This is a genomic window from Bradyrhizobium zhanjiangense (assembly GCF_004114935.1).
GTDB classification, from domain to species: Bacteria; Pseudomonadota; Alphaproteobacteria; order Rhizobiales; family Xanthobacteraceae; genus Bradyrhizobium; species Bradyrhizobium zhanjiangense.
In genome coordinates, this window is sequence record NZ_CP022221.1 from 5,926,861 (window position 1) to 5,953,762 (window position 26,902).

A 26,902-nucleotide genomic window follows, 5' to 3' on the forward strand; every position below is an offset into this window, starting at 1 on the left:
CAAGTTAAAGCTAAATCGCAGCGACTTGAAGTGCGGGTTTCGGAATGAAGCCCGGAGGTCCCGTCTTGGTCCTACCTAAGCTGTGACCTCTATCATCAAACTCGGTGTCATTCCCCGCGAAAGCGGGGAATCCAGTACGCCGCGGCCTCGCGGTATCTTCGCACTGTCTCTGGAATACTGGATCGCCCGCCTTCGCGGGCGATGACAGCCGTGGAGGCGGACGGAGCGCGGGCTTGACGCTAGATCGTCACCTGGGTGCCGACCTCGACTACGCGGCCTGAGGGGATCTGGAAATAGTCGGTGGCATCGTTCGCCGAGCGGCTCAGCGAGATGAACAGCCGGTCCTGCCAGCGCGGCATGCCGGAATGCGCCGCGGGCTTCAGCGCCCTCCGCGACAGGAAGAACGAGGTCGACATGATGTCGAACTGCCAGCCGAGCTTGCGCGCGATCGCCAGCGCCTTCGGCACGTTGGGCGATTCCATGAAGCCGAACTTCAGCGTCACCTTGGAGAAGGTCGGTGAGATCTGCTCCAGCCTCACCCGCTCGGCCGGGTCGATCCGCGGGGTCTGGGCGGTCTCGATGGTGAGAATGACGTTCTTCTCGTGCAGCACCTTGTAGTGTTTCAGACTATGCATCAGCGCGGTCGGCGCGCTGAGCGGGTCCGAGGTCAGGAACACCGCGGTGCCGGGCACGCGCTGGGGCGGCCGCTTCTCCAGCATTGCCACAAGGTCGGCAAGCGGGAACTCGAGCTTGCGCGACTTATCGAACAGGAGCCGGCTGCCGCGCCGCCACGTATACATCAGGAGGATCATGAGCGCGCCGAGCGCCAGGGGCACCCAGCCGCCTTCGAAGACCTTGAGCAAGTTCGCGGCGAGGAAGGTCAGGTCAAGGAACAGGAACGGCACAATCAGGGCGGCGGCCGCAACCGGCGACCACCGCCAGACCTTCCAGATCACGACAAAGCCCATCATCGCGGTGACCACCATGGTGCCGGTGACGGAGATGCCGTAGGCCGACGCCAGCGCGCTCGAGGAGCGGAACAGGAGCACAAGCAGCACCACCGCGACCAGCAGCAACTGGTTGATGCGCGGGATGAAGATCTGGCCGGAATGGGCTTCCGACGTATGGCGAATTTCGAAGCGTGGCAGCAGCCCGAGCTGGATCGCCTGGCGCGTCAGCGAATAGGCGCCGGTGATCACCGCCTGGCTCGCGATCACGGTCGCCATGGTGGCCAGCACGACCATGCTGCCGCGGAAAAAGCCTTGCGGAAACAGCTGGAAGAACGGGCTGACGATCGCGCCGGGATCGCCGAGCACGAGAGCGCCCTGCCCCAGATAATTCAGCGCCAGCGATGGCAGCACGATCGACAGCCAGGCGGTCTGGATCGGCCGCTTGCCGAAATGACCAAGGTCGGCATAGAGCGCCTCGGCGCCGGTCACAGCCAGAAACACCGCACCCAGCGTGATGAAGCCGATGATGCCATGGTGCAGCATGAATGACACGGCGTAGAGGGGGTTCAACGCGAGCAGCACTTGCGGCTGCTGGATAATCGGATGGATCGCCGCCGCCGCGAGGACTGCGAACCAGACGCACATGATCGGCCCGAAGAAGGCCGCAACGCGCGCCGTGCCGCGTGACTGCACGGCGAACAGACAAACCAGGATCACGACGGTCAGCGGAACGATGTAAGGCTCGAACGTCAAGGTGACGTCCTTCATGCCTTCGATCGCCGACAGCACCGAGAGCGCCGGTGTGATCACGGCATCGCCGTAGAACAGGGCGCCGGAGATGATGCCGAGCAGGACGATGGTCGCCCCGCCCGTGCCGACCGCGCGCTGGGCCAGTGCCATCAGCGCGAGCGTGCCGCCCTCGCCATTGTTGTCGGCGCGGAGCAGGATCACGACGTATTTGAGCGTCACCACCACGATGAGCGCCCACAGGATCAGCGAGAGCACGCCGAGCACCGCCGCAGGCGTCGGCACCCCCTCCACGCCCGAGGCGGCCATCACCGCCTCGCGGAATGCGTAGAGCGGGCTGGTGCCGATATCGCCATAGACGACGCCGATGCTGCCAAGCGTCAGCGCACCGAAGCCGGCTGTGGTGTGGGCGTCGCCATGCCCGTTGGCCGCCGCCGTCTCCGGGGCGGGAACTGCTACGTCACTGGTCATGGGAGAGCCCGATGGCCTCAAAATGCTTCACTGCACAACGGCGGAAGAGCGCGCGGGCTTATAGTCCTGCGCTGCTGGCATAGCCTAGCCCGATTCTGGGCCCTTACCATGCAAATTAGCATAGGTCCGCCAATCGCGGTCAAATGGTGACTTGGGTGCCGACTTCAACCACCCGCCCGGTGGGAATCTGGAAATAGTCGGTAGCGTCATTGGCGGACCGGCTCAGCGCAATGAAGAGATGGTCCTGCCAGAGCGGCATGCCAGATTGCGCCGAGGCCTTCAGCGACCTCCGCGACACGAAGAACGACGTCGACATGATGTCGAACTGCCAACCCTGCTTGCGCGCAATCGCGAGCGCCTTGGGCACGTTCGGCTGCTCCATGAAGCCGAAGCGCAGGCGGACCTTCGAGAATTTGTCGCTGATCTTCTCCATGCGGAACCGCTCCGACAGGTCGACCCGCGGCGTGTGCGCGGTCTCGATGGTCAGGATCACGTTGTGCTCGTGCAGCACCTTGTTGTGCTTGAGATTGTGCAACAGCGCGGTCGGGACGAACGAGGGATCGCTGGTCAGGAACACCGCGGTGCCCTTGACGATGTGCGGCGGCCGCTTCTCCAGGCTCCGGATCAGATCGTCCAGCGGCACCTCGATCCGGCGCGTCTTCTGGATCAGGATTCCCGAGCCGCGCCGCCAGGTCCAGATCGTCCCCGCCATGAGCACGCCGAACAGCAGCGGCACCCAGGCGCCTTCGAGCAGCTTGAGCAGGTTGGCGCTGAAGAAGCTCATATCGACGACGACGAAGGGCACGATGACGGCAGCGGCGGTGGCGGCGCGCCAGTTCCACAATTTCCAGATCACGACGAAGCCCATGATGCCGTCGGCGACCATGGTGGTGGAGACCGCGATGCCATAGGCCGAAGCCAGATTGCTGGGGGTGTGGAACAGCAGCACCAGCAGCATCACGCCGATCAGCAGCAACCGGTTCACGCGCGGCAGATAGATCTGGCCAGCGTGAGTCTCGGAGGTGTAGCGAACCTCGAAGCGTGGCAGCAGGCCAAGCTGCACCGCCTGATAGACCAGCGAATAGGCGCCGGTAATCACCGCCTGGCTCGCGATCACTGTGGCGGCGGTCGCAAGCCCGACCAGCGGCAGCACCAGACCTTCAGGCACCATGCGATAGAAGGAATGCTCGATCGCGCTGGGATCGGACAGCACCAGCGCGCCCTGCCCGAAATAGTTGATCAAGAGCGCGGGCAGCACGAAGAACATCCAGGCCGATTGGATCGGCTTGCGGCCGAAATGGCCGAGATCGGCATAGAGCGCCTCGCCGCCGGTGACCGCCAGGAACACGGCACCGAGCGTCACAAGGCCGATCGTGCCGTGCGACAGCAGGAATTGCAGCGCGTAGTAGGGATTGATCGCCGCAAGCACCGAGGGATCGTCGGCGATGTGGACGGCGCCCATCACCGCAAGACAGGTGAACCAGACCACCATCACCGGCCCGAAGGCGGAGGCCACCAGCGCCGTACCTTTGCTCTGGACCGCGAACAGCAGCGCCAGGATGAGAACCGTGAGCGGCACGACATAGTGCTCGAACGCGGGGGTTGCGAGCTTGAGGCCTTCCACCGCCGACAGCACCGAAATCGCCGGCGTGATCATGGAATCGCCGATGAACATGGAGGCGCCGACCACGCCGAGCGCGAGCAGGAACCAGCTCCGCCGCCCCAGCGCGCGCTGGCCGAGCGCCATCAGCGAGAGCGTGCCGCCCTCCCCGTTGTTGTCGGCGCGCAGCAGCAGCAGGACATATTTGGCAGTGACGACAATCAGCAGCGCCCACAGGATCAGCGAGAGTACGCCGAGCACCATGACCCGTGACACCGGCTCGCCATGGGCCGCGCCCCTGACGGCCTCGTGGAATGCGTAGAGCGGCGAGGTGCCGATGTCGCCGAAGACGACGCCGATGCTCCCGAGCGTGAGGGACCAAAAGCCCGCGGTGACCGGCCCTTCCTGGGTCTCAGTCGATGTGATGCTCGCCGTCATGAGGGTGGAAAACGCTTCGTCCCTGAATTTGATCCGGCGCCTTTTGACGCTTCCGGCGCGCCTGTCAATCGGCACCCCACCTTAGCAGGCGCCGAGGCGGATGCTGTGACGACGCGGCCACGCCGTTACCTGCGCGACGACATGCCTCAGGTAAGATGGTAGCGCAAGAGGCTTACGGCTTCAGATTCGGCGGCAGCGGCGGATCTTCGCGCATCAAGGTGATGGTCACCCGCCGGTTGGCTGCGAGCGAGGGATCGTCCGGAAACAGCGGCTGGGTGTCCGCCTTGCCGGAAACAGCAAAGATGTGGGACGGCGGCAGGCCCTCGCGTTCGAGGATCTGGCGCACGGCATTGGCGCGGTCGGCCGACAGATCGAAGGCGCCGTAGTCGCTGCGGACCGGCACGAATCCGGCGGCGGTGTGGCCGGCGATGGAAACGCGCAGCGGCGTCGCCTTGAGCGGGACAGCGAGCTTCTCGACCAGGCGGCGGGTGCGGTCATACGGCACCTTGGAGCCGTCGGCGAACATCGAGCGGCCGTCTTGGTCGACGATCTCCAGATTGAGGCCCTGCTTGGTCTCCTCGAACATGATGTGCTTGGACATCTCGGTCAGTTCCGGCATGTCCTGCAACGCCTGGCGCAGCGAGGCCGCAGCGAGCGCGAAATTGCGGTCGACCTTGATCTTCGCCCCCGAGGTGCGGTCGCGGTCCTCCTGGTCGGGCGTCGGCGTGTTGGAGGCGTCCTCGGGCTGGATGTGGTCGACGTTCTTCAGCCGCGGGCGGGTTGGCAGACCGTCGGACTCGACGATGCCGGCATAGCGCGCTTCGCTCTGCACGCCGAAGGCGTCCCGCATCGATCCGGCGACGATCTTCAGCTTGTTGGCATCCTGGGTCGAGAAAGCGACGAGCATCACGAAGAAGCTCATCATCAGGCCCATCAAGTCGGCGAAGGTCACGAACCAGCCGTGACCGCCGCCGTGGGCATCGCCGCGTTTCTTCTTGGCCATGGCCTAAATCCGGATGCGCGCGATCAGGCCGGCACCGGCTCACCCTCGGCGTGACGATGCTTCTCCGGCAGATAGGCCAGCAGCATTTCACGCACCAAGGTCGGGCTCTTGGAGTCGCGGATCATCAGGATGCCGTCGATGATCAGGGTGCGATTGGTCTCTTCATCGAGCAGCTTGCCGTGAAGCTTGTCGGCGATCGGCAGACAGAACAGGTTCGCGACCAGCGCGCCGTAGAGGGTGGCGAGCAGCGCGGTCGCCATGAACGGGCCGAGCTTGGAGGGATCGGTCATGTTCGCGAACATCTGCACCATGCCGATCAGCGTGCCGATCATGCCGAAGGCCGGGGCGCAGTCGCCGATGGCACGGTAGATCTTGCTGCCCTCGTCGAGGTGCATCAGGAAGTTGTCGCGGTCGCGCTCGAGATTGTCGCGGATGAAATCGAGGTCGTAGCCATCGGCGACGTAGCGGATGCCCTTGGCGAGGAAGGGCTCGTCGGTCTCGACCTTTTCCAGACCCACCGGGCCTTGCTTGCGGGCAATCTCGGCGATGCGGGCGAGCTCGTCGACGAGGTCGTGGGCCGACAGGCGGCTCATGGTGAAAGCGAACTTGGCGCCGAGCGGAAGGCCGTGCAGGAGCGCCGAGAGCGGGAAGCGGATCATGGTGGCGGAAATCGAGCCGCCGAAGATGATGATCATGGCATGTTCGGAGATGAACATGTGGAGATCGCCACCCATGAAGATCATCGCGGTGATGACGATGATGCCGGCCGTGAGCCCAACGCCCGTCATGATATCCATGGGAGACTCCAACGCGTACGCAACAACGGCCGTCCTGGCCGCTGGCGCGGCCCAACCCCGAACCGCAGCGGAAACCCTAGAACGCCGCCCTTAAAGCCGCGTAAAGGTTAAGTCCGGACAGTGTGGTACGCCGTGCTGCAGGCGCTGCGATGGCCGGCCGGCGGCGGAATCTCAACATTTCGCTAACCATAACCGGCCGCGCTAGGGCGATAGCCCCGTCAGCTCCAGGCTGAGCGCGCGCAGGCGCTTGCGTGCGTCGGCATCGTAGGCCTGCGGATTTGCGCGTGCCTCGTTCATGCCGTTGAAGAACAATCCGCTTCTATCAGCGACGTCGTCGCCCTCGACGAGGTGCAGGATCGCCGTGCCACCTTGCTCCACCGTAGACATCGGCGTGATGCCGCCGGCGCGCACCATCGTGGTGTTCATGTAGGTCGCGGGATGCAGCGCGTTCACGGTGATGCCGGTGCCCTCCAATTCCCGCGCCAGATCGATCGTGAACATGATCTGCGCGAGCTTGCTCTGCGCATAGGCGCGCGAGCCACTGTAGCTCCTGGTGATCATGACGTCGTCGAAATCGATCGGGTGCTGTCCGAGCGAGGCGACGTTGATGATGCGCGACGGCGCCGCCGTCTTCAACAATGGCAGCACCAGAGGGACGAGCAGGAAACCAGCGAGATAGTTCACGGCAAATCGCAGCTCGTGACCGTCGGCACTCACCTGCCGCTGCGGCCCGTCATTCTGCGAGCCAATGCCGGCATTGCTGACCAGGACATCGAGGCGCTGGTGGTCACGCGTCACGGCCTCCGCAAGCGCACGCGTGCCCGACATTGATGACAGGTCCGCCTGGTAGAAAGTCGGCGCGATACCGCCGGCCTTCACGATCTCGTCGCTCAGTATCTTTGCACGCGCCGCGTCGCGGCCATGGATCAGGACGCTCGCACCTTCTTCGGCCAGCCGGCGCGCAACGTAGCGGCCGACGCCGTCGGTCGAGCCGGTGATCAGAACCGTCTTGCCCTTCATCCTCATTGCGCCTCCTCCGGCTGCGGCCCTGCGTCACATCCGTGACGCGCCATCATGCGGTATTCTCTGGCTGTGCGGCATGCTCCATCGCAGGAGCCGATTTGCCATGTTGACCTTGTTCAGTCTTCTCACCGCGCTGCCCGCGGTGCTAGCGCTCCACCTGCTCGAGCCGGAACTGGTTCTGCCGGCATTCAGCGTCCTGCTTTTTGTCGAGGCCGGCTTCGCCGTGATCGCGGCGCGCTTGATTCATCTTCCGGACAATGCGGACAACATCACCCTGTGGGATCTTGCCGGCGGCTTCACCCTGATCGGATGCGCCGCCGCGGTGTTCGGCGAGCCGGATCAGGCCGCCCTGCTTCTGACGGAACAAGGCGACCCACGGCCGGCATCGCCGCCGTAGGCCGCTTCGTCACGTGTCTAGTGAATCTCCGCCGAGCGCTTCAGCGCGGCCTTGAGCTTCTCCAGCGAGAAGTCGGGACTGCGCGCGATCTCCAGGATCGGCGTCTCGCGGCGGCCGCAGAGCTCGGCGGCCTCGGGCAGCTTTGCCGCGACGTCGAGCGGAATCACGATGGCGCCGTGCTGGTCGGCATGGATCAGATCGTCCGACTTCACGGTCATGCCGGCGACGCGCACCTCGCCGCCAAAGCTCTCGGCATGCACCCAGGCATGCGAGGGACCGATCGAGCCAGCGAGCGCCTGGAAACCCGGGGCCCATTGTGGGATGTCGCGGATCGAGCCGTCGGTGATGACGCCGAGACAGCCGAGCGCCTTGTGCACATTGCTCTGCACCTCGCCCCAGAACGCGCCATAGCCGACATCAGGACCGTCGATATCCTGGATCACCGAGATGCGCGGGCCGTGACCGGTGCCGACATATTCGTAATATTCGATGCGGCGCTTGGATTGTTCTTCCGCCGGCAGCGAGGATTTCAGCACCGAGCGGATCGCAACCGTGCGGGCATAGCCGACGATCGGCGGCAAATCGGGGAACGGACAGACCAGTTGCTTGGTGGTGTAGCCGATCAACCGCCGCTCCGGCGCCACGATCTCCATGGCATTGCAGATCGTCGGAGTATCGTAGCGGCCCAGCGCTTCGAGGACGGAAGCGGGCAGCGGCCCGGTCGCGGAATTGGTCACAGCGTTCTCTCCCAGATTGGCGGCCGCTGTTGGCGCGGTGCCGCCGGCACAGGGCGATATAGCCGAGATCAGGCTTCAACCCAACTCGGCGCGCCTCATGGCAGATATCCGCGTGTGACCGCTCAGTGCAGCCGTCCGGGCCGGTCGTCGTCGTGCGGCGGCTCCGACAAATTCGCCAGCGTCGGCGCCGAAGGCGGTGATGCGACCTCGCCTCCCGCTGGCGCGGTGGTTTCCATCGCACGCGCCTGATCGCGGTAGGATTTGTAGCCGAGCGGCAGGCAGAGCAGATAAAGCACCGTGCCGATCGACAGCACGTGCCAGGGATAGGCGATCAAGATCGCAATAAAGACGATCACGGCGACGAACGCCGGCAGCACCAATTCGGGCGGCACGCGCATGCGCTTGGTCTTGCCGGAGAACACCGGCAGGCGCGACACCATCAGGAACGCGATTAGAAGCGTATAGGCCGCCGTTACCGCCGCCGGCCAGCGCCCGAGATCGAGGAACGCGACATAGATCGGCAGCAGCACGGTGATCGCGCCGGCCGGCGCCGGCACGCCGGTGAAGAAATTGGCGGCGAAGGCCGGCTTGTTGGGATCGTCCATGGTGGCGTTGAAACGCGCCAAGCGCAGGCCGCCGGAGATCGCGAACACCATCGCAGCGATCCAGCCGGCATTGCCGAGCTCGTGCAGCTGCCAGAAATACAGCATCAGGCCGGGCGCCACGCCGAAATTGACGAAATCGGCGAGGCTGTCGAGCTCGGCGCCGAATTTGGACTGGCCCTTGATCATGCGCGCGATGCGGCCGTCGATGCCGTCGAGCGCGGCCGCGAACACGATGGCGTAGACGGCGAGCGACATCCGCCCCTCGATCGACAGCCGGATTGAGGTCAGCCCGGCGCAGATGGCCAGCAGCGTGATGACGTTGGGCACCAGCATCCGCACCGGAATCGGACGGAACCTCCGCCGGCGCGTGTCAGGATCTCTCAAATCGTAGGGCGTCATGGCTCGTCCTCACCTCAGGGCGAGATATAGCAAGCCGCGCTCCCCTCCGCCATTGCGGCGGAAGGGCCACATGCACCGACTATTGGTTAATTGGCGCGATAGCTGCGGCTCGGGTCATCCCCGGCAAGATCGGCCAAAATCGTCTCGCCGGCGATCGCGGTCTGCCCCTCCGATACCAGCGCCTTGGTGCCAACAGGCAAATAGACGTCGAGGCGCGAGCCGAAGCGGATCAGGCCGAAGCGCTCACCGGCACCGATCGCCTGCCCTTCCTTGACGAAGCAGACGATGCGCTTGGCCACGAGGCCGGCGATCTGGATCACGCCGATCCGCGCGGTCGGTGTCGTGATCACCAGTGAGTTGCGCTCATTGTCCTCGCTCGCCTTGTCCAGCTCGGCATTGATGAACAGGCCGGGCCGGTAGGCGATACGGTCCACCCTGCCCGCGATCGGACTGCGGTTTACGTGACAATTGAATACGCTCATGAACACCGAGATGCGCGGCAGCGGCCGGTCGCCGAGCCCGAGCTCGGCCGGCGGCAGCGCCATGGTGATCATCGAGATGCGACCATCCGCCGGTGACACCACGAGCCCCTCGCGCACGGGCGTGATGCGGACAGGATCGCGGAAGAACAGCGCGCACCAGACGGTCAGGATCGTGCCGATCCACCCCAGAGGGGACCACAGCCAGAACAGGATCAGGCTTGCCAGCGCAAAGCCGCCGATGAAGGGATAGCCCTCCTTGTGGATCGGCGGGATCTGACGCTGGATCGAATCGAGAATGGACATCGCTCTCTGCCGCTGAAGGGTTGACGGCGCACGGGGCCGTCCCGCGCGGTGGAGTTGTTTAGGCCAGAGTTGGGACCGGAGACAAGGTCACTCCGCCGCCGCAGGCGCCGTTAGGACGTCATCGACCGGCGGCGGCTGCCGGTTGGGCGCCTCGCTGGCGTCGGCCATCTTGGCCAGTTTCTCCCGTGCCTCCTCGGCCTCGCGCTGCCTGTTCCACATGCTGGCATAGAGGCCGGCCTGTGCGAGCAGTTTTGCGTGGGTGCCGCGCTCGGCGATGCGGCCCTGGTCCAGCACGATGATCTCGTCGGCGCCGACGATGGTCGAGAGCCGGTGCGCGATCACCAGCGAGGTGCGGTTCTTGGCGACGCGGTCGAGCGCACCCTGGATCTCGTGCTCGGTGTGGGTGTCGAGCGCCGACGTTGCTTCGTCGAGCACCAGGATCGGCGGTGCCTTCAAGACGGTGCGCGCGATCGCAACGCGCTGCTTCTCGCCGCCGGACAGCTTCAGGCCACGCTCGCCGACTTGGGTCTCGTAGCCCATCGGCGCCAGACGGATGAAATGGTCGATCTGCGCCAGCCGCGCCGCCTCCTCAACCTCGGCATCGCTGGCGTCCCAGCGGCCATAGCGGATGTTGTAGCGGATGGTGTCATTGAACAGCACAGTGTCCTGCGGCACCATGCCGATCGAGGCGCGCAGCGAACCCTGCGTAACCTCGCGAATGTCCTGGCCGTCGATCAGGATCTTACCGCCGGAGACATCGTAGAGACGGAACAGCAGACGCGAGATCGTCGACTTGCCCGCGCCCGACGGTCCCACGATCGCAACCGTCTTGCCGGCCGGCACCTCGAAGCTGATGCCCTTCAGGATCGGCCGCGTCGGCTCATAGGCAAAGCGCACGTCCTCGAAGCGCACCGTGCCGGCGGAGACGACCAGCGGCTGCGCATCGGTCGCGTCCTTGATCTCGGCCTCGCGGCCCAGCACACCAAACATTTTCTCGATGTCGATGATCGCCTGCTTGATCTCGCGGTAGACCATGCCCATGAAGTTCAGGGGCTGATAGAGCTGGATCATCATGGCGTTGACCAGCACGAAATCGCCGACCGTGTTGGTGCCGTTGCGCACGCCGATCGCGCACATCAGCATGGTCGCGGTCAGACCGAGCGTGAAGATCACGGCCTGGCCGGTGTTGAGCACTGCGAGCGAAGTATAGGTGCGGACGCTCGCCTCCTCGTACCGCTCCACCGACTTGTCGTAGCGTCGTGCCTCGCGCGCCTCGGCGCCGAAATACTTCACCGTCTCGTAATTGAGCAGCGAGTCGATCGCCTTGGTGTTCGCCTCGGTGTCGGAATCGTTCATCTTGCGGCGGATGCCGATGCGCCACTCGGTCGCGATGTAGGTGTAGTACATGTAGAACGTGACCGTGATCAGGGTCGCGACCACGTAGCGCCAATCGAACTGCCAGAGCAGCACGGCCATCAGCAGCGAGACCTCGACGATGGTCGGGATCAGCTGCAGGATCACCATGCGCACGATGACCTCGATGCCCTCGCGGCCGCGCTCGAGCACGCGCGTCAGGCCGCCGGTCTTGCGCTCGAGGTGGAAGCGCAGCGACAGCTCGTGCATGTGAATGAAGGTGATGGTCGCAAGCTTGCGCACCGCATGCATGGCGACACGCGCGAAGATGCCGTCGCGCCATTGCGTCAGCACCGCCATCAGGATGCGCATCGCGCCGTAGCTCGCGGTGAGCAGCAGCGGCGGGGCGATCACCCAGAGATGCCAGTTGTCCGCCTGCACCGGCGCGGTGTTGGCGCCGGTCAGCGCATCCGTCGCCCATTTGAAGCTGAACGGCACGGCGAGCGTGATCAGCTTGGCGGCGAGCAGCAACACCAGCGACCAGACCACCCGCATCTTCAGATCGAAGCGGTCGCCCGGCCAGATATAGGGCCACAGATGCGCCAACGTGCCCATCAGCGTGGCCCGCTCCAGTGGTCCCCCCGCAGGAGGATCAGGAACGTCGGCGCCGTCGAACGATTGAGGTTGGTCCATCAAGAAGCCTGAAAGCCCGCCGGATGCGGGCGTCGCTACCATTAACGATTTTCGCTCGTCATATAGAGCCTTCCCGATGCCCGCGCACCCCACCAGATGGCGAATCTTTGATTGTTTGTCGCCATTTACCGGTAGATTTCCGGGTGATCCGAATCACCGATTGGGCTTGACGCCTCTTCGTTGCAATGCATCATGGCACCAATGAGCACAATCAAAACCGTCTGTGTCTATTGCGGCTCCGGCCCAGGAACCAATCCCCGCTTCACCGAAGGCGCCAAGGCATTCGGCAAGGCACTCGCCGAAAACAACATCCGCCTGGTCTATGGCGGCGGCTCGCTCGGCCTGATGGGCGCGGTCGCAACCTCCGTGCTCGATCACGGCGGCACCGTCACCGGCATCATCCCGGACTTCCTGCGGCTGCGCGAAAACGCGCTGACGCGCGTGCAAGAGATGATCGTCACCCCCGACATGCACGAGCGCAAGCGGCTGATGTTCGAACGCTCGGACGCCTTCGTGGCGTTGCCGGGCGGCGTCGGCACGCTGGAGGAGCTGGTCGAGCAAATGACCTGGAAGCAGCTCGGCCGTCACGCCAAGCCGGTGCTGCTCGCCAACATCGACAATTTCTGGGAGCCGCTGTTCTCGCTCTTGTCGCACATGCGCCAGACCGAGTTCATCCGCGCCGGCCTTTCGATCGACATCCTCAAGGCCGATCGGGTCGAAGAGATTCTGCCGAAGCTGAAGACGGCAGCCGCCCAGGTCGCCGAGGCAGAAAAGCAGCTCGCACCGGAAGTGGCACGCAGGCTTTAACGGCTACTTGCTCGGAAACGTCACCGCCTCGATCCGGTTACCGTCGGGGTCGGTGACGAAGGCCGCATAATAGCGCACGCGATCGTGCGGGCGGATGCCCGGCGCGCCGTCGGAGGCACCACCGGCCGACAGCGCGGCGGCGTGAAACGCGTCGACCTCTCCAGTCGTCTTCGCCCGCAGGCAGATGTGCACGCCGCTCTCCGGCGCGACGCGCGGCATGCCCTCACGCAAGTTGATCCAGAACTCCGGATAGGCCTTGCCGAAGCCGATAGTCCGCGGCCGCATCACAAGGCGCGCCAGGCCGAGCGCGGCAAGCGCGGCTTCATAGAATTTCGCGGCGCGATCGAGATCGCTGACGCCGACGGAGATGTGGTCGATCATTGGTCGCGCTCCCTCTCTCCTCCTCGTCATTGCGAGCGTAGCGAAGCAATCCAGCGTGTGTCCGCGGAGGGATTCTGGATTGCTTCGCTTCGCTCGCAATGACGGCGCTGTTGCGCCGCCGTCGCTTACGCCGGCGCGCCCGACTTCACGAGCTTGTAGATCACCGAATCCATCAGCGCCTGGAACGAGGCGTCGATGATGTTCGGGGACACGCCGACCGTGGTCCAGCTGTCGCCGTTCTCGTCCTCGCTCTCGATCAAGACGCGCGTGACCGCGCCGGTGCCGCCATTGAGGATACGCACACGATAGTCGATCAGTTTCAGGCCCTCGATGTACTTCTGGTACTTGCCGAGGTCCTTTCGCAAGGCGACGTCGAGGGCGTTGACGGGACCGTTGCCTTCGGCGGCCGAAATCAGGCGCTCGCCGGCGACGTCGACCTTGACCACGGCCAAAGCGACGGTGACGCGCTCGCCGTGCGAATTGTAGCGTTGCTCGACATTGACGTCGAACTGCTCGACCTCGAAATAATGCGGCACCTTGCCGAGCGTCCGGCGCGCCAGAAGCTCGAACGAGGCGTTTGCGGATTCATAGGCGTAACCCGCCGCCTCGCGTGCCTTCAATTCCTCGACGAGGCGCGTCAGCTTCGGATCGCTCTTCTCGTAAGGAATGCCGGCGCGATCGAGCTCGGCGATGACATTGGAGCGTCCGGCCTGGTCGGAGACCAGCACCTTGCGGTGATTGCCGACCAATTCCGGCAGGACGTGCTCGTAGGTCTGCGGATCCTTCAGCACGGCGGAGGCATGAATGCCGGTCTTGGTGACGAAGGCGCTCTCGCCGATATAGGCCGCATGCCGGTTCGGCACACGGTTGAGCATGTCGTCGAGCGTGCGCGAGACTTTGACCAGCGTTGCCAGCTTCTCGGCCGTGACGCCGATCTCGAAGGCGTCGGCAAAATTCTTCTTCAGCTTCAGAGTCGGGATAAGCGAGCAGAGATTGGCGTTGCCGCAGCGCTCGCCAAGGCCGTTCAGCGTGCCCTGGATCTGCCGCGCACCAGCGCGCACCGCGGCGAGCGAATTGGCCACCGCCTGCTCGGTGTCGTTATGGGCGTGGATGCCGACATGATCGCCGGGAATGTGCCTCGTCACCTCGGTGACGATGGCCTCGACCTCATCAGGCATGGTGCCGCCATTGGTGTCGCACAGCACGACCCAGCGTGCCCCGGCCTCATAAGCGGCCTTGGCGCAGGCGAGCGCGAACGCCGCATCTTCCTTGTAGCCGTCGAAAAAGTGCTCGCAGTCGAGCATGACCTCGCGGCCGGCGGCTTTCGCCGCCGCAACGCTGTCGCGGATCGAGGCGAGGTTTTCCTCCTTCGTCGTCTCCAGCGCGACGCGCACCTGATAGGCCGATGACTTCGCCACGAAGCAGATCGCGTCGGCCTTTGCTTCCAGCAGCCCGGCGACGCCGGGATCGTTGGAAACCGAGCGCCCGGCCCGACGCGTCATGCCGAAGGCGGTGAAGCGCGCATGGGCGAGCTTGGGCTTGGTCGCAAAGAATTCGCTGTCGAGCGGATTGGCGCCGGGATAGCCGCCCTCGACATAGTCGATGCCGAGGTCATCGAGCATCGCCGCGATAACCTGCTTGTCGGCCAGCGTGAAATCGACACCGTTGGTCTGCGCACCGTCGCGCAGCGTGGTGTCGAAGAGATAGAGACGCTCCTTTCTCATTGCCCCGCTCCGAGCGTCTTCTTCATGGTGGTGTTGGCGAGCCACTCGTCGTTGATGGTGACGCTGTTGCGCTGCTGGGCGATGTAGCCGCGCTTGGCGAAGAAGCCCTGCGCGGTGTCGCTGGCGTCGACCGAGAGGCTCGTGGCACCTCGGCCGCCGGCAAGCTTTTCCAGCGCATCGACCAGCATGGTCGCAACGCCCTGCCCGCTCACTCCCGGATGCACATAGAGCATGCGGATGTGATCGTTGCCGCGCAACGAGGCGAAACCGATGGGCGAGCCTTCCAGCGTCGCGACCAGGGTCAGGTCGGCGGCGAGCCGCTTGCCGAACTCTTCGCTTTCCGCCGTCTCCATCCAGGCCTGCTGCTGCGCCTCGCTATAGTCGTCACCGGTCAGCTCCTCGATGCTGGCGGCGAAGATCGCGGCGAGCACCGGCGCATCATCAGGCAGGAACGGCCGCAAGCCGGGTTTTGGCAAAGTCTGTCCCATCGGTCTTCACCACATCCCATAGAGTTTCAGCACCAGCGCTACGGCGCCAGCGAGCAGCGCGATTTTCAGTACGATGTAATAGAGCCAGTGCCGCGGGAAAGGCGTGTCGGGCCGCTTCATCGCGCAATCTCCCAGGTGGTTCCTTCCTTGGAGTCCTTGATCGCAACGCCCATCGCGGTGAGCAGATCGCGGATGCGGTCGGATTCCTTAAAGTCCTTGCGCGCACGCGCAGCCGTCCGCTCCGCGATCAGGCGCTCGACTTCCTTCGCATCGATGCCGCTCGCCTGCTGCTTGCGGCCTTCCCATTGCGCAGCGCTCTCGGAGAGGAAACCGAGTAGCCGCAATGATCCTGCCAAGGCGTTCACGTCGGTACCGCGGAGGCCGTGCAGCGCCGCGATCGCCAGGGACGTGTTGAGGTCGTCGAGCAGCGGCTCGACCACGGATGCCGCCGGCCTGCCGGGCTCGACGTCGGCCGCGACGCGATACCAATCGTCGAGCGTCTTGGCGCTCTCCTCCAGCGACTTCATGGTCCAGTCGATCGGCGAGCGGTAATGCGTCTTCAGCATGTTCAGACGCAACACCTCGCCCGGCCAATCCTGCAGCAGCTCATGGATGGTGATGAAGTTGCTGAGGCTCTTCGACATCTTCTCACTCTCGACCTGGAGGAAGCCGTTGTGCATCCAGTAGTTCGCCATGCGCTGCTGGTGGAAAGCGCAGCAGGTCTGCGCGACCTCGTTCTCGTGATGCGGAAACACGAGATCGATGCCGCCGCCATGGATGTCGAAATGCTCGCCGAGGTGCTTCCAGGCCATCGCCGAGCACTCGATGTGCCAGCCCGGGCGTCCCTGCGCGGCGATGCCGGACGGCGACGGCCATGACGGCTCGCCGGGCTTGGACGGCTTCCACAGCACGAAGTCGGTATTGCCCTTCTTGTAGGGCGCGACATCGACACGCGCACCGGCGACCATCTCGTCCAGCGAGCGATTGGACAGCGCGCCGTAGCGCGGCAGGCCTGCATTGGCCGCGTTCATCGCCTGCGGCGAGAACAGCACATGGTCTTCGGCGACATAGGCAAAGCCGCCGGCGACGAGCTTCTCGATGATCTCGCGCATCTCGCCGATATGCTCGGTCGCGCGCGGCTCCACGCTCGGCCGCAGCGCGCCCAGCGCATCAACGTCGGCATGAAACTGCCGGCCCGTCTCCTCCGTGACCTTGCGAATGGCCTCGTTCAGCGGCAGGCCGGGAAAATCGCGCGCGGCGCGGTCGTTGATCTTGTCGTCGACGTCGGTGATGTTGCGGACATATTTGACATGCGCCTCGCCATGGAGATGGCGCAGCAGCCGAAACAGCACGTCGAACACGATCACCGGCCGTGCATTGCCGATATGGGCGAAGTCATAGACGGTCGGTCCGCAGACATACATACGGACATTCTTCGCATCGAGCGGTACAAAAGTCCGCTTTTCCCGGCTCAACGTGTCGTAAAGGCGCAATTCCATCTGGATACCCGTCGGCTGTTGGCCGGGCGTCCAGGGCTCTCAATGTTTTTTGAGAAAAGACGGCTCCAGCCAGCGAATCGCTAGCTCGTAATCTCGCGGCAAATGGCGCAAATGGCGAGGAGACCGTTCATGCGGCCACATATGGGCTATGAGGCGGCCCCGCGTCAAGAGAGCCGCGAAAACGCCGTTTTATCTCCGCAAAGCGCCCGGCTCGTCCTGATGGTTCATGATCCTTAACCATTTGAGCCCATTCTGGAACTGGCGGTTCCTTTTTGCCCCCCGGTGTTTTCATGCGATCCTTGCTCGCGCTCATTTTCGGCGCCTCCATCATTGCGGCATTCAGCGCTTGTGCCGAGACCCGCGTCTTCATCATCGCCAACCAGGCGGACGGCTACGGCGTCGACCAGTGCCTGGCCAAGGGCGACAAATGCGGCGCCTCCGTCGCGCGCACCTATTGCCAGTCACGGGATTTTGCCCAGGCCTCGGCCTATCGCCGGGTCGATCCCGACGAAATTACCGGCTCCGTCCCCAAATCCGGCGCAAACTGCTCCCATGGCCGTTGCGACGAATATGTCGCAATCACCTGCCAGCGCTGAATTCGCTCGGAGCTGGCGGACCTTAGGCCCAATCTTTGGCCCTTGAAACGACGTGACGATGCCGCAGGAAGCGGCTATTGGAGGGCGCGCTTCGGCCCTCCAAAGTCACTTGGAAAGTCACATTGGGCCGTGACCTCGCTAGAATGGCGGATATGCCTGAATTGTTGTCCCTGCCTCGTGCCCGCTTCCTCCTTGCCTGCACCCTGCTCCTGAGCACGGTCGTGCTCGCCACCGCCGCTTTCGCGCAGGCGGGCCCGCCGGGGCCGCCGCCTCAGCCCGGCCAGAACGGGCTCGGCCCCAATCCGATGTGCGTGCGATTGGAAGGCCAGCTCGCCGCGCTCGACCGCGGCGGCGGTGGCGACCCCGCGCGCGAAGAACAGATCCGCCGCTATCAGGATTCCCAGAGCCGCCAGCAGGCCGAGCTCGACCGCGTCACCATGCAGGCCAAGCGCATGGGCTGCGATTCCTCCGGCTTCTTCTCGCTGTTCAACGGCCAGTCGGCGCAATGCGGCCCGGTCAACACCCAGATCCAGCAGATGCGCGCCAATCTGGACCAGATCACCGGCAATCTCGAGCGGCTGCGCGGCGGCGGCCCCGGCGGCTTCAGCCCCGAGCGCGACAACCAGCGCCGCTCGGTGCTGGCGGCGCTGGCGCAGAACAACTGCGGCCCCCAATATGCCAACGCTGCGCAATCACAAGGCGGCGGCAACTTCCTCAGCAATTTGTTCGGCGGCAATAGCGCGGGCAATCCGCAAGCCGTGCCGCCCGCCGATCTCGGCCCGCAATCCGGCACCTTCCGCACCGTGTGCGTGCGCACCTGCGACGGCGCCTATTTCCCGATCTCGTTTGCGACCGTGCCGGCACGCTTCCCCGACGACGAGAAGACCTGCAAGGCGCTGTGCCCGGCCGCGGAAGCCGTGCTCTACGCCCATCGCAATCCCGGCGAAGACATGAACTCGGCGGTCTCGATCGGCGGCCAGCCCTACACGGCGCTGCCGACCGCATTCAAGTTCCGCAGCGAGTTCAACCCGTCCTGCTCCTGTAAGGCCGCAGGCCAGACCTGGGCGGATGCGTTGAAATCGGCGGACGACAAGGCGGCGGCCGAGCAGCAGGGCGACATCATCGTCACCGAAGAGAGCGCCAGGAAGATGCAGCAGCAGCGGCTCAACAAGGGCACGCCTGCGAATGCCAAGAAGGGCCCAGCTCCGGCGCCGACGACCGCCACAGCGCCGGCCGCGCCGCCGCCGGCGGATACCGCCGCCACTGCCAACTCCGAGAACAAGCCGATCCGCTCGGTCGGCCCGACCTTCCTGCCGCAGCAGCAGAAGTAGGCAGCCCTGCTTTTACTGTCATGCCCCGCGAAGGCGGGGCATCCAGTACTCCGTGACACCAGTCGTGCACACAAGCAGCGCCGCAGGGTACTGGATCATCCGCTTTCGCGGATGATGACAGCAATCCAGGGGCACAATCGCCCGTCTCACGCGCAACCGTTATCCCTCAAACGCGCGCTACTACTCGCCCTCGCGGCTCCACGGGAAGAGATTGGCCGGGAAGTCTGCTGCGTAGCGCTTTCCCTTCGGGGGCGGCGGCGGTGCGTCCGGTGGGTTCGGATTCGGCTCGACCACCCGCCGATAGAGGTGCCAGGTGGCATGACCGAGCACTGGCAGAACGACAGCGAGGCCGACGAATAGCGGCAGCGAGCCGATCACGAGTAGCGCCGCCACGATGAGGCCCCATCCGGCCATCGCAACCGGATTCGCCGCGACCGCTCGAAGCGACGTGCGGATCGCGTCGATCGCAGTCGCATGCCGGTCCAGCATCAACGGAAATGACACGACGCTGACGCACAGCGCCACAACCGCAAACAGGAAGCCGACACCGCAACCGACGATGATGAGCGACCAGCCTTCCGGTGTCGTCAGCACGCGCGTTGTGAAGTCGGGAATGCTGGCGGCCGCCGCGTGACCGAAGATTGCGACATAGATTGCGTTCGCGACACCGATCCAGGCCCCAAACAGGACCAACAGGAGCACGCCGAGTTCTACCATGGCGCCGAACGAGGGTGCGCGCAGCACCTTGATCGCATCCCATGCATCGACCTCCTCACCGCGCTCGCGCCGACGGCTGAGCTCGTAGAGACCGATCGCGGCAAAAGGTCCGACCAAGGCAAAGCCGGCGGCCAGCGGAAACAGTAGCGGCAGCACCGAATAGCCGAGCACCATCCTGAACAGGACGAGACCGAGAACGGGGTAAATCACGCACACGACGATCGCGTGACTCGGCATCGCCTGGAAATCCTCCCAACCCAGGCGCAGGGCCTCGGACAGGTCGGACAAGCTGATCTTGCGAATGGGATAGGAGGCCGCTTCGCCGAATACGTGCCGCCTGATGTCGTGGGAGTACAGAGTGGCCATGAACGGACCTCCCGTGCTGAAAATCGCGGTTTCGATAACACGCGCTTTCCAGCCACGCGTGTCCGCCGGATAAGCAGGAAACGCGATGGGTCGAGTACGGCAACCCAGGTTCATCGAACGAGCCTGGCCGGACGGAACCCGTCGCGACCTGCCCCGCAAGCTTAGCGCGCGCGGAGCACGGCTGCACTCACGGTTGGGTGAATTGTGCGACCTGATTTGTGCGTTGCATCACCCCGGACGCTGAGCGCACCTGATGCTTTTGTCGACTTGCCGGGCGACGGCAACGCCCACGCCGCGCGTTGACACGCCGATATGCTCTATTGACGCCGGATTAGGCTGGGACCATTTTAGACACAGACGCCCTTAGCTCCGATGAGATTGATGGTCGCGAGCGTTCCCTTGATTTCGCGACCAGTGGAATGGGCGAAGCAAGAGGCCGGCGATGGCACGAATGCCGACCAAGAAAGGCCAGCCATCGCGACAGACATGAGCTCCGCCCTGGATTCGTATCCGTAGCCTTCAGTGGCAAGGATGGATCAGGATGGCTGTCGCACTGATATTGCTTCTGGTCGCGATCGGCTCCGTGCTGTTTCACCTCTACAGCCCGTGGTGGTGGACGCCGATCGCCACGAACTGGGCCTATATCGACCACACCATCAACATCACGTTCTGGATCACGGGCTTTGTTTTCGTCGCGGTCATCGCCTTCATGGCCTACTGCGTCTTCCGCTTTCACCACAAAGAGGGAAGACGGGCCGACTACAATCCGGAAAACAAAAAGCTCGAATGGTGGCTGAGCGTCGGAACCGGCGTCGGAGTCGCGGCCATGCTGGCGCCTGGCCTCGTGGTCTGGCATCAGTTCGTGACGGTGCCAGCGGGTGCCACCGAGGTCGAGGTCATGGGGCAGCAATGGCAATGGAGCTTCCGCCTTCCGGGCAAGGATGGGCAATTGGGCACATCCGATGTCCGCAACATCGCCTCCGACAATCCGATGGGACTCAATCATGACGACCAACACGCGCAGGACGACGTCGTGATCGAGAACGGCGAGCTACACCTTCAAGTAGGAAAGCCGGTCAAGGTTCTCCTCCGCTCGGTTGATGTCCTGCACGATTTCTACGTGCCCGAATTCCGGGCCAAGATGGACATGGTTCCAGGCATGGTGACCTATTTCTGGATAACGCCGATCCGAACCGGAACGTTCGATGTTCTCTGTGCGGAGCTTTGTGGCGCTGCTCACTATCAGATGCGCGCCAAGGTCATCGTCGACGAAGAGCGTGAATATCACGCTTGGCTGGAGCAACAAAAAACGTTTGCAGAATTGTCGCCGGCAAAAGCCGTCGTGAAGGCGACCTACCAATCCGGCGGCAAGTAGCAAGCTGCCGCCGCGAAAATAGATCGGGAGCATGAGGCCAACGCCTCGCCCCGATGGAAACGACCGAGGAGGTTTCTATGGTCGATATTCCATATGAAGGGATCCCCGGCATTCCGCCTGCCGAAGTGCCTGATGTCGAGCTCTATCATCCGCGGAGCTGGTGGACGCGATATGTCTTCTCGCAGGACGCCAAGGTGATCGCCATTCAGTATTCGCTGACGGCCACGGCCATCGGGCTGGTGGCCCTGGTGCTGTCGTGGCTGATGCGGCTGCAACTGGGATTTCCCGGCACCTTCTCCTTCATCGATGCCAACCAGTACCTCCAGTTCATCACCATGCACGGCATGATCATGGTGATCTATCTGCTCACGGCGTTGTTCCTGGGCGGTTTCGGCAACTACCTGATCCCGCTGATGGTCGGCGCCCGGGACATGGTCTTCCCTTATGTGAACATGCTGAGCTACTGGGTCTACCTGCTCGCAGTCCTGGTGCTGGCCTCGACTTTCTTCGTGCCCGGCGGCCCCACCGGCGCCGGCTGGACGCTATACCCGCCGCAAGCGATCCTCTCCGGAACGCCCGGGCAGGATTGGGGCATCATTCTCATGATGTCGTCCCTGATCCTGTTCATCATCGGCTTCACCATGGGCGGACTGAACTATGTGGTCACGGTGCTCCAGGCGCGCACCCGCGGCATGACGTTGATGCGCTTGCCGCTGACGGTGTGGGGCATTTTCACGGCGACCGTGATGGCGCTCTTGGCATTCCCTGCCCTGTTCGTTGCCTCGGTCATGCTGCTGCTCGACCGTCTGCTCGGAACCAGCTTCTTCATGCCTTCGCTCGTCGAGATGGGCACGCTGTCGAAATATGGCGGCGGCAGCCCGCTGCTCTTCCAGCACCTGTTCTGGTTCTTCGGCCACCCCGAAGTCTATATCGTCGCCCTGCCCGCCTTCGGCATCGTCTCCGATCTGATCAGCACGCATGCGCGCAAGAACATCTTTGGTTACCGCATGATGGTCTGGGCGATCGTGGCCATCGGCGCGCTCAGCTTCATCGTATGGGCGCACCACATGTATGTGAGCGGCATGTTCCCGCAATTCGGGTACTTCTTTGCCACCACGACGCTCATCATCGCAATCCCCACCGCGATTAAGGTCTACAACTGGGTGCTGACCCTGTGGCGCGGCGACATCCATCTCACGGTGCCGATGCTGTTCGCCCTCGGCTTCATCATCACCTTCGTGAACGGCGGGCTCACCGGCCTTTTCCTCGGCAACGTCGTCGTGGACGTGCCCCTCTCGGACACCATGTTCGTGGTCGCGCATTTCCACATGGTGATGGGCGTGGCGCCGATCATGGTCGTGCTCGGCGCGATCTATCATTGGTACCCCAAGATCACGGGGCGGATGCTGAACCAGGCTCTCGGCAAGTTTCACTTCTGGGTCACCTTCCTCGGCGCCTACCTGATCTTCTTCCCCATGCACTACCTTGGACTGCTCGGGGTTCCGCGCCGGTATTTCGAACTCGGGGATGCGGCCTTCATCCCGTCCTCGGCCCATTCGCTGAACGCCTTCATCTCCGTGGTGGCCTTGACCGTCGGCTTCAGCCAGATGGTGTTCCTGTTCAATCTGGCCTGGAGCTTGTTCAAAGGTGAGGCCTCGGGCGGCAACCCGTGGCGGGCGACGACGCTGGAGTGGCAGACGCCGGAGACGCCTCCAGGGCACGGCAATTGGGGCAAGGAGCTCCCGGTCGTGTACCGCTGGGCCTATGACTACAGTGTGCCCGGAGCCGCGGAGGACTTCATACCGCAGAACCAGCCGCCGCACGCGACGCAGCGCGTTCAGGGAGCTGCTTCGTGAGCGCCATCATCCTGTTCCTGGCTGTGCTTGCGGTGATCGCCGGATGGTGGCTGTCGCAGCAGCGGCTGACGGCCAAGCCATGGCTGGAGGAAGGCCCGATCGGTGACTTCCCGGGCGGCGATGCTATGACCTGGCCGGCAGCGAAGGTCGGACTTGGCGTGTTTCTCGCCGTCGCGAGCGCATTATTCGTCCTCTTCATCAGCGCCTACTCGATGCGCATGAGCGTGGTGGACTGGCGACCGCTGCCGATACCGCGACTGCTGTGGGTCAACACCGGCGTCCTGGTCCTGAGCAGCGTCGCGCTGCAATGGTCGTATGTGGCGGCACGCCGAGACGATGCTGAAGGCGTCATGATCGGCCTGCTCGCTGGCGGAGCATCTGCCGTGATCTTCCTTGCCGGACAGCTCCTGGCCTGGCAACGGCTCGGGGCTGCCGGATATTTCGTGGCGTCCAATCCGGCGAATTCCTTCTTCTACCTGTTGACCGCAGTGCACGGGCTGCATCTGACGGGCGGTCTGGTGGCCTTGGGCCGAACCTCAGCCAAGATGTGGCGCGGCGCCGAGATCGCCGACATGCGCTTGAGCGTGGAGCTGTGCGCCATCTACTGGCACTTCCTGCTGCTGGTCTGGCTCGTCCTGCTCGGTCTTCTCACGGGCTGGACGGACGATTTCGTCAACATCTGCCGCCAATTGCTGAGCTAGGGAGGCGAGACCAGATGGCTGCGACCATGCTGACAAATCCGGGCCAATCGCCTGCGCGGCTTGAAGGCTGGCGCGGCATCGCCGCCGACTGGGCGTCCGATCAGCGCGCCTTCAAGAACGTGTCCTGGGGCAAGGCCATGATGTGGATCTTCCTCCTCAGCGACACCTTCATCTTCAGTTGCTTCCTGCTCTCCTACATGACGGCGCGGATGTCGACGACCGTGCCCTGGCCCAATCCCAGCGAGGTCTTCGCCCTCAACATCGCCGGCAAGCACATTCCGCTGATCCTGATCGCCATCATGACGTTTATCCTGATCAGCAGCAGCGGCACCATGGCGATGGCCGTCAATTTCGGCTACCGCCGCGATCGCGTCAGAACCGCGGCCTTGATGCTGGCCACGGCAGCCTTCGGCGCAACCTTCGTCGGAATGCAGGCCTTCGAATGGACCAAGCTGATCATGGAGGGCGTTCGTCCCTGGGGCAATCCATGGGGTGCCCCGCAGTTTGGTGCGAGCTTCTTCATGATCACCGGCTTCCACGGCACCCATGTGACGATCGGCGTGATCTTCCTGATCGCCATTGCGCGGAAGGTCTTTCGCGGCGACTTCGACGTCGAGAGGCGCGGCTTCTTCACGAGCCGCAAGGGGTACTACGAGATCGTCGAGATCATGGGCCTGTACTGGCACTTCGTCGATCTCGTGTGGGTGTTCATCTTTGCATTCTTCTATCTTTGGTGAGGTCGGCGCATGACAAACGCGGCGGTACACATGGAAGGACAGCTTCACGCTCCGGTGCATAGCGCAATCGCAACGGGAGCCGTTCATGCCAAGGGTCAACAGCACCCGATCAAGCTCTACCTCGTGGTCTGGGGCTGGTTGTTCGTCCTCAGCACGTGCTCCTACCTCGTCGATTATTTTGGCCTACATGGCTATCTCAGATGGTCGCTGATCCTGCTGTTCATGGTGTTGAAGGCCGGCTTGATCGTCGCGGTCTTCATGCACATGGCCTGGGAGCGACTGGCCTTGGCCTATGCCATCCTGCTGCCGCCGATTGCGGTATTGGTATTTGTGTCGATCATGGTGCTCGAATCCGAATACACCCACTTCCTTCGGGTGCTCTTCTTCGCAACCCCGTCGTAGCGGCAATCCGAGTTCTCACTGTCATGCCCCGCGAAGGCGGGGCATCAAGTACTCCGCGGGAGAAGTCGGTTTCTACAATGTCCGCCGCGGAGTACTGGATCATCCGCCTTCGCGGATGATGACAGATGGACTTGTAGCGAGACTGCCCGTCTCTCTCCAGTGCTACCCCTCGAACGCGTCAATCGAAGCGCGGCTCCCACGTGACACCAGCGCCTCATCCGCCGCCGGCAACGGATCGCCCTTGTCACGAAAACGGTTGGTGATGGGATAGCGGCGATCGCGGCCGAAATTCTTAGGTGTCACCTTCACGCCGGGTGCGGCCTGGCGGCGCTTGTATTCGGCGACATTGAGGAGATGGTCGATGCGGGTGACGGTGTCGCGGTCGAAGCCGGCCGCGATGATTTGATCAAGCGGCTCCTCGCGTTCGACCAGGCGTTCCAGGATGGCATCGAGCACGTCGTAAGGCGGCAGCGAGTCCTCATCACGTTGGTTCTCGCGCAACTCCGCGGTCGGCGGCCGCGTGATGATATCGGGCGGAATGATCTCGCCGGCGGGCCCGAGCGCGCCTTCCGGCTTCCAGGAATTGCGCAGTGCCGCCAGCCGAAACACCTGCGTCTTATAGATGTCCTTGATCGGATTGAAGCCGCCGTTCATGTCGCCATAGAGCGTGGCGTAGCCGACCGACATTTCGGACTTGTTGCCTGTCGTCGCCACCATCAAGCCGGTCTTGTTGGAGATCGCCATCAAGAGCGTGCCGCGGGTGCGGGCCTGGAGATTCTCCTCGGTGATGTCAGGCGGCAGGTTCTTGAAGATGCCGGACAGGATGGTCTCGAACCCGTTGACGGCTTCGGCGATCGGCAAAACCTCGTAGCGGATGCCGAGATGGCCGGCGAGTTCGCCGGCATCCGCAACCGAGTGTGCTGCGGTGTAGCGATAAGGCAGCATCACGCCATGCACCTGATCCGCGCCGAGCGCATCGACCGCGATCGCGGCGCACAGCGCGGAATCGATGCCGCCGGAGATACCGAGCAGCACGCCCGGAAAGCCGTTCTTGGCGACGTAATCGCGCAGGCCCAGCACGCAGGCGGCGTAATCGGCCTTGTCACCTTCGGGTTGCTCGGCGATCGGACCCGTGCAGCGCCAGTCGTCGCCGTTTCTGGTGAAGCGCAGCGTGACGATGCTCTCTTCGAACGCCGGCAACTGTGCCGCGAGTGAGAGGTCGCCGTTGAGCACGAAGGAGGCGCCGTCGAACACCAACTCGTCCTGGCCGCAGACCTGATTGAGATAGACCAGCGGCAGCCCGCTTTCGGTGACCCGCGCCACCGCGACCGACAGGCGAACGTCGTTCTTGTCGCGGGCGTAAGGCGAGCCGTTCGGCACCAGGATGATCTCGGCGCCGGTTTCGGCCAGCGTCTCGACCACGTTCTCATAGTCCTCGGACTCCTCCAGCCAGATGTCCTCGCAGATTGGCACGCCGATGCGCACGCCTCGCACCGTCACAGGGCCGGCGGCAGGGCCCTGCGAAAACAGCCGCTTCTCGTCGAACACGCCGTAATTCGGCAGATTGCACTTGAAGCGCAGCGCGGAGATACGGCCGCCCTCGAGCAGCGCACAGGCATTGTAAACCCTGCCCTCCTCGACCCAGGGCGTGCCGACCAGCATCGCCGGACCACCGTCCGCGGTCTCGCGCGCCAGCGTCTCGATCGCGGCGCGGCAGGCGGCCTGGAACGCGGGCTTCTGCACCAGGTCCTCCGGCGGATAGCCGGCGATGAACAGTTCCGGAAACAGCACGAGATCGGCGCCGTCGGCGGCGGCTCGCGCGCGCGCCGAGCGCGCTTTGGCGGCGTTGCCCTCGATATCGCCCACGCTCGGATTGAGCTGGGCGAGCGTGACCGCGAATGCGTTGAGACGTTCGGTCATGGGC

Annotated in this window: 23 protein-coding genes and 1 pseudogene; 9 read left to right on the plus strand and 15 right to left on the minus strand. The window is 63.9% G+C overall.

Annotation, left to right across the window (positions count from 1 at the left end; translation table 11 throughout):
* Positions 1-239: 239 nt before the first annotated feature.
* The 5 genes from XH85_RS28505 to XH85_RS28525 form a co-directional block, all read right to left on the minus strand.
* On the minus strand, positions 240-2,168 hold the full coding sequence (locus XH85_RS28505; protein ID WP_128934468.1) for a potassium transporter Kup: 1,929 nt from the start codon (positions 2,166-2,168) through the stop codon (positions 240-242).
* Between the two features lie 139 nt (positions 2,169-2,307).
* Positions 2,308-4,206 (minus strand): potassium transporter Kup, encoded by a 1,899-nt coding sequence (locus XH85_RS28510; RefSeq protein ID WP_164934454.1) that lies wholly within the window; start codon positions 4,204-4,206, stop codon positions 2,308-2,310.
* 172 nt (positions 4,207-4,378) lie between these two features.
* Entirely contained in the window at positions 4,379-5,209 is an 831-nt protein-coding gene (locus tag XH85_RS28515) for an OmpA/MotB family protein (protein WP_091888688.1), read from the minus strand.
* Between the two features lie 23 nt (positions 5,210-5,232).
* A complete protein-coding gene (locus XH85_RS28520; protein ID WP_018645542.1) occupies positions 5,233-6,006 on the minus strand; it encodes a motility protein A in 774 nt (257 codons plus the stop codon).
* Positions 6,007-6,207: 201 nt separating this feature from the next.
* Positions 6,208-7,032, minus strand: a complete 825-nt coding sequence (locus XH85_RS28525; RefSeq protein ID WP_128934470.1) for an SDR family NAD(P)-dependent oxidoreductase — start codon at positions 7,030-7,032, stop codon at positions 6,208-6,210.
* Between the two features lie 100 nt (positions 7,033-7,132).
* Here XH85_RS28525 and XH85_RS28530 point away from each other — a divergent pair, with 100 nt between their 5' ends.
* Positions 7,133-7,426 (plus strand): hypothetical protein, encoded by a 294-nt coding sequence (locus XH85_RS28530; RefSeq protein ID WP_091888691.1) that lies wholly within the window; start codon positions 7,133-7,135, stop codon positions 7,424-7,426.
* A 17-nt stretch (positions 7,427-7,443) separates the two neighbouring features.
* On the opposite strand, the gene XH85_RS28535 is transcribed toward XH85_RS28530, so the two are convergent.
* From XH85_RS28535 to XH85_RS28550, 4 genes and pseudogenes are all read right to left on the minus strand, one after another.
* Complete coding sequence (locus tag XH85_RS28535) at positions 7,444-8,163, minus strand: RraA family protein (protein ID WP_128934471.1); 720 nt, start codon at positions 8,161-8,163, stop codon at positions 7,444-7,446.
* Positions 8,164-8,285: 122 nt separating this feature from the next.
* On the minus strand, positions 8,286-9,167 hold the full coding sequence (locus tag XH85_RS28540) for a CDP-alcohol phosphatidyltransferase family protein (RefSeq protein ID WP_091888693.1): 882 nt from the start codon (positions 9,165-9,167) through the stop codon (positions 8,286-8,288).
* An 86-nt stretch (positions 9,168-9,253) separates the two neighbouring features.
* Positions 9,254-9,967: pseudogene (locus XH85_RS28545) on the minus strand (phosphatidylserine decarboxylase); the annotation flags it as partial.
* A 72-nt stretch (positions 9,968-10,039) separates the two neighbouring features.
* A complete protein-coding gene (locus XH85_RS28550; protein WP_128937452.1) occupies positions 10,040-11,998 on the minus strand; it encodes an ABCB family ABC transporter ATP-binding protein/permease in 1,959 nt (652 codons plus the stop codon).
* Positions 11,999-12,199: 201 nt separating this feature from the next.
* On the opposite strand from XH85_RS28550, the gene XH85_RS28555 reads away from it, so the two are divergent.
* Positions 12,200-12,805, plus strand: coding sequence for an LOG family protein (locus tag XH85_RS28555; RefSeq protein ID WP_164934453.1), 606 nt, complete (start codon positions 12,200-12,202; stop codon positions 12,803-12,805).
* A gap of 3 nt (positions 12,806-12,808) precedes the next feature.
* Here the strand turns inward: XH85_RS28555 and XH85_RS28560 are convergent, their stop codons facing one another.
* The 4 genes from XH85_RS28560 to cysS form a co-directional block, all read right to left on the minus strand.
* Entirely contained in the window at positions 12,809-13,186 is a 378-nt protein-coding gene (locus tag XH85_RS28560; RefSeq protein WP_128934473.1) for a VOC family protein, read from the minus strand.
* A gap of 125 nt (positions 13,187-13,311) precedes the next feature.
* Positions 13,312-14,910, minus strand: coding sequence for a citramalate synthase (gene cimA / locus XH85_RS28565; RefSeq protein WP_128934474.1), 1,599 nt, complete (start codon positions 14,908-14,910; stop codon positions 13,312-13,314).
* The gene (locus tag XH85_RS28570; protein WP_128934475.1) at positions 14,907-15,398 is read right to left on the minus strand and encodes a GNAT family N-acetyltransferase; all 492 of its coding nucleotides are present in this window, start codon (positions 15,396-15,398) and stop codon (positions 14,907-14,909) included. Before XH85_RS28570 ends, cimA begins: the two co-directional genes overlap by 4 nt.
* A gap of 116 nt (positions 15,399-15,514) precedes the next feature.
* Entirely contained in the window at positions 15,515-16,897 is a 1,383-nt protein-coding gene (gene cysS / locus XH85_RS28575) for a cysteine--tRNA ligase (protein ID WP_128934476.1), read from the minus strand.
* Between the two features lie 290 nt (positions 16,898-17,187).
* Between cysS and XH85_RS28580 the strand changes: the two genes are divergently transcribed.
* A complete protein-coding gene (locus tag XH85_RS28580; protein ID WP_164939951.1) occupies positions 17,188-17,493 on the plus strand; it encodes a hypothetical protein in 306 nt (101 codons plus the stop codon).
* Between the two features lie 143 nt (positions 17,494-17,636).
* A complete protein-coding gene (locus XH85_RS28585) occupies positions 17,637-18,824 on the plus strand; it encodes a DUF2865 domain-containing protein (RefSeq protein WP_128934478.1) in 1,188 nt (395 codons plus the stop codon).
* A gap of 180 nt (positions 18,825-19,004) precedes the next feature.
* On the opposite strand, the gene XH85_RS28590 is transcribed toward XH85_RS28585, so the two are convergent.
* Entirely contained in the window at positions 19,005-19,907 is a 903-nt protein-coding gene (locus XH85_RS28590; protein ID WP_128934479.1) for a DUF2189 domain-containing protein, read from the minus strand.
* A gap of 541 nt (positions 19,908-20,448) precedes the next feature.
* Here XH85_RS28590 and XH85_RS28595 point away from each other — a divergent pair.
* The 5 genes from XH85_RS28595 (at position 20,449) to XH85_RS28615 (ending at position 24,978) form a co-directional block, all read left to right on the plus strand.
* Positions 20,449-21,282, plus strand: coding sequence for a cytochrome c oxidase subunit II (locus tag XH85_RS28595; protein WP_128934480.1), 834 nt, complete (start codon positions 20,449-20,451; stop codon positions 21,280-21,282).
* 77 nt (positions 21,283-21,359) lie between these two features.
* Entirely contained in the window at positions 21,360-23,138 is a 1,779-nt protein-coding gene (locus XH85_RS28600) for a cbb3-type cytochrome c oxidase subunit I (protein WP_128934481.1), read from the plus strand.
* A complete protein-coding gene (locus tag XH85_RS28605) occupies positions 23,135-23,839 on the plus strand; it encodes a cytochrome c oxidase subunit 3 (protein ID WP_128934482.1) in 705 nt (234 codons plus the stop codon). The genes XH85_RS28600 and XH85_RS28605 overlap by 4 nt, the downstream gene beginning before the upstream one ends.
* Positions 23,840-23,853: 14 nt before the next feature.
* Positions 23,854-24,576, plus strand: a complete 723-nt coding sequence (locus XH85_RS28610) for a heme-copper oxidase subunit III family protein (RefSeq protein ID WP_128934483.1) — start codon at positions 23,854-23,856, stop codon at positions 24,574-24,576.
* A 9-nt stretch (positions 24,577-24,585) separates the two neighbouring features.
* Positions 24,586-24,978, plus strand: a complete 393-nt coding sequence (locus XH85_RS28615) for a cytochrome C oxidase subunit IV family protein (protein WP_164934451.1) — start codon at positions 24,586-24,588, stop codon at positions 24,976-24,978.
* 162 nt (positions 24,979-25,140) lie between these two features.
* On the opposite strand, the gene XH85_RS28625 is transcribed toward XH85_RS28615, so the two are convergent.
* A complete protein-coding gene (locus tag XH85_RS28625; protein ID WP_128934484.1) occupies positions 25,141-26,898 on the minus strand; it encodes an NAD+ synthase in 1,758 nt (585 codons plus the stop codon).
* Positions 26,899-26,902: the final 4 nt, after the last annotated feature.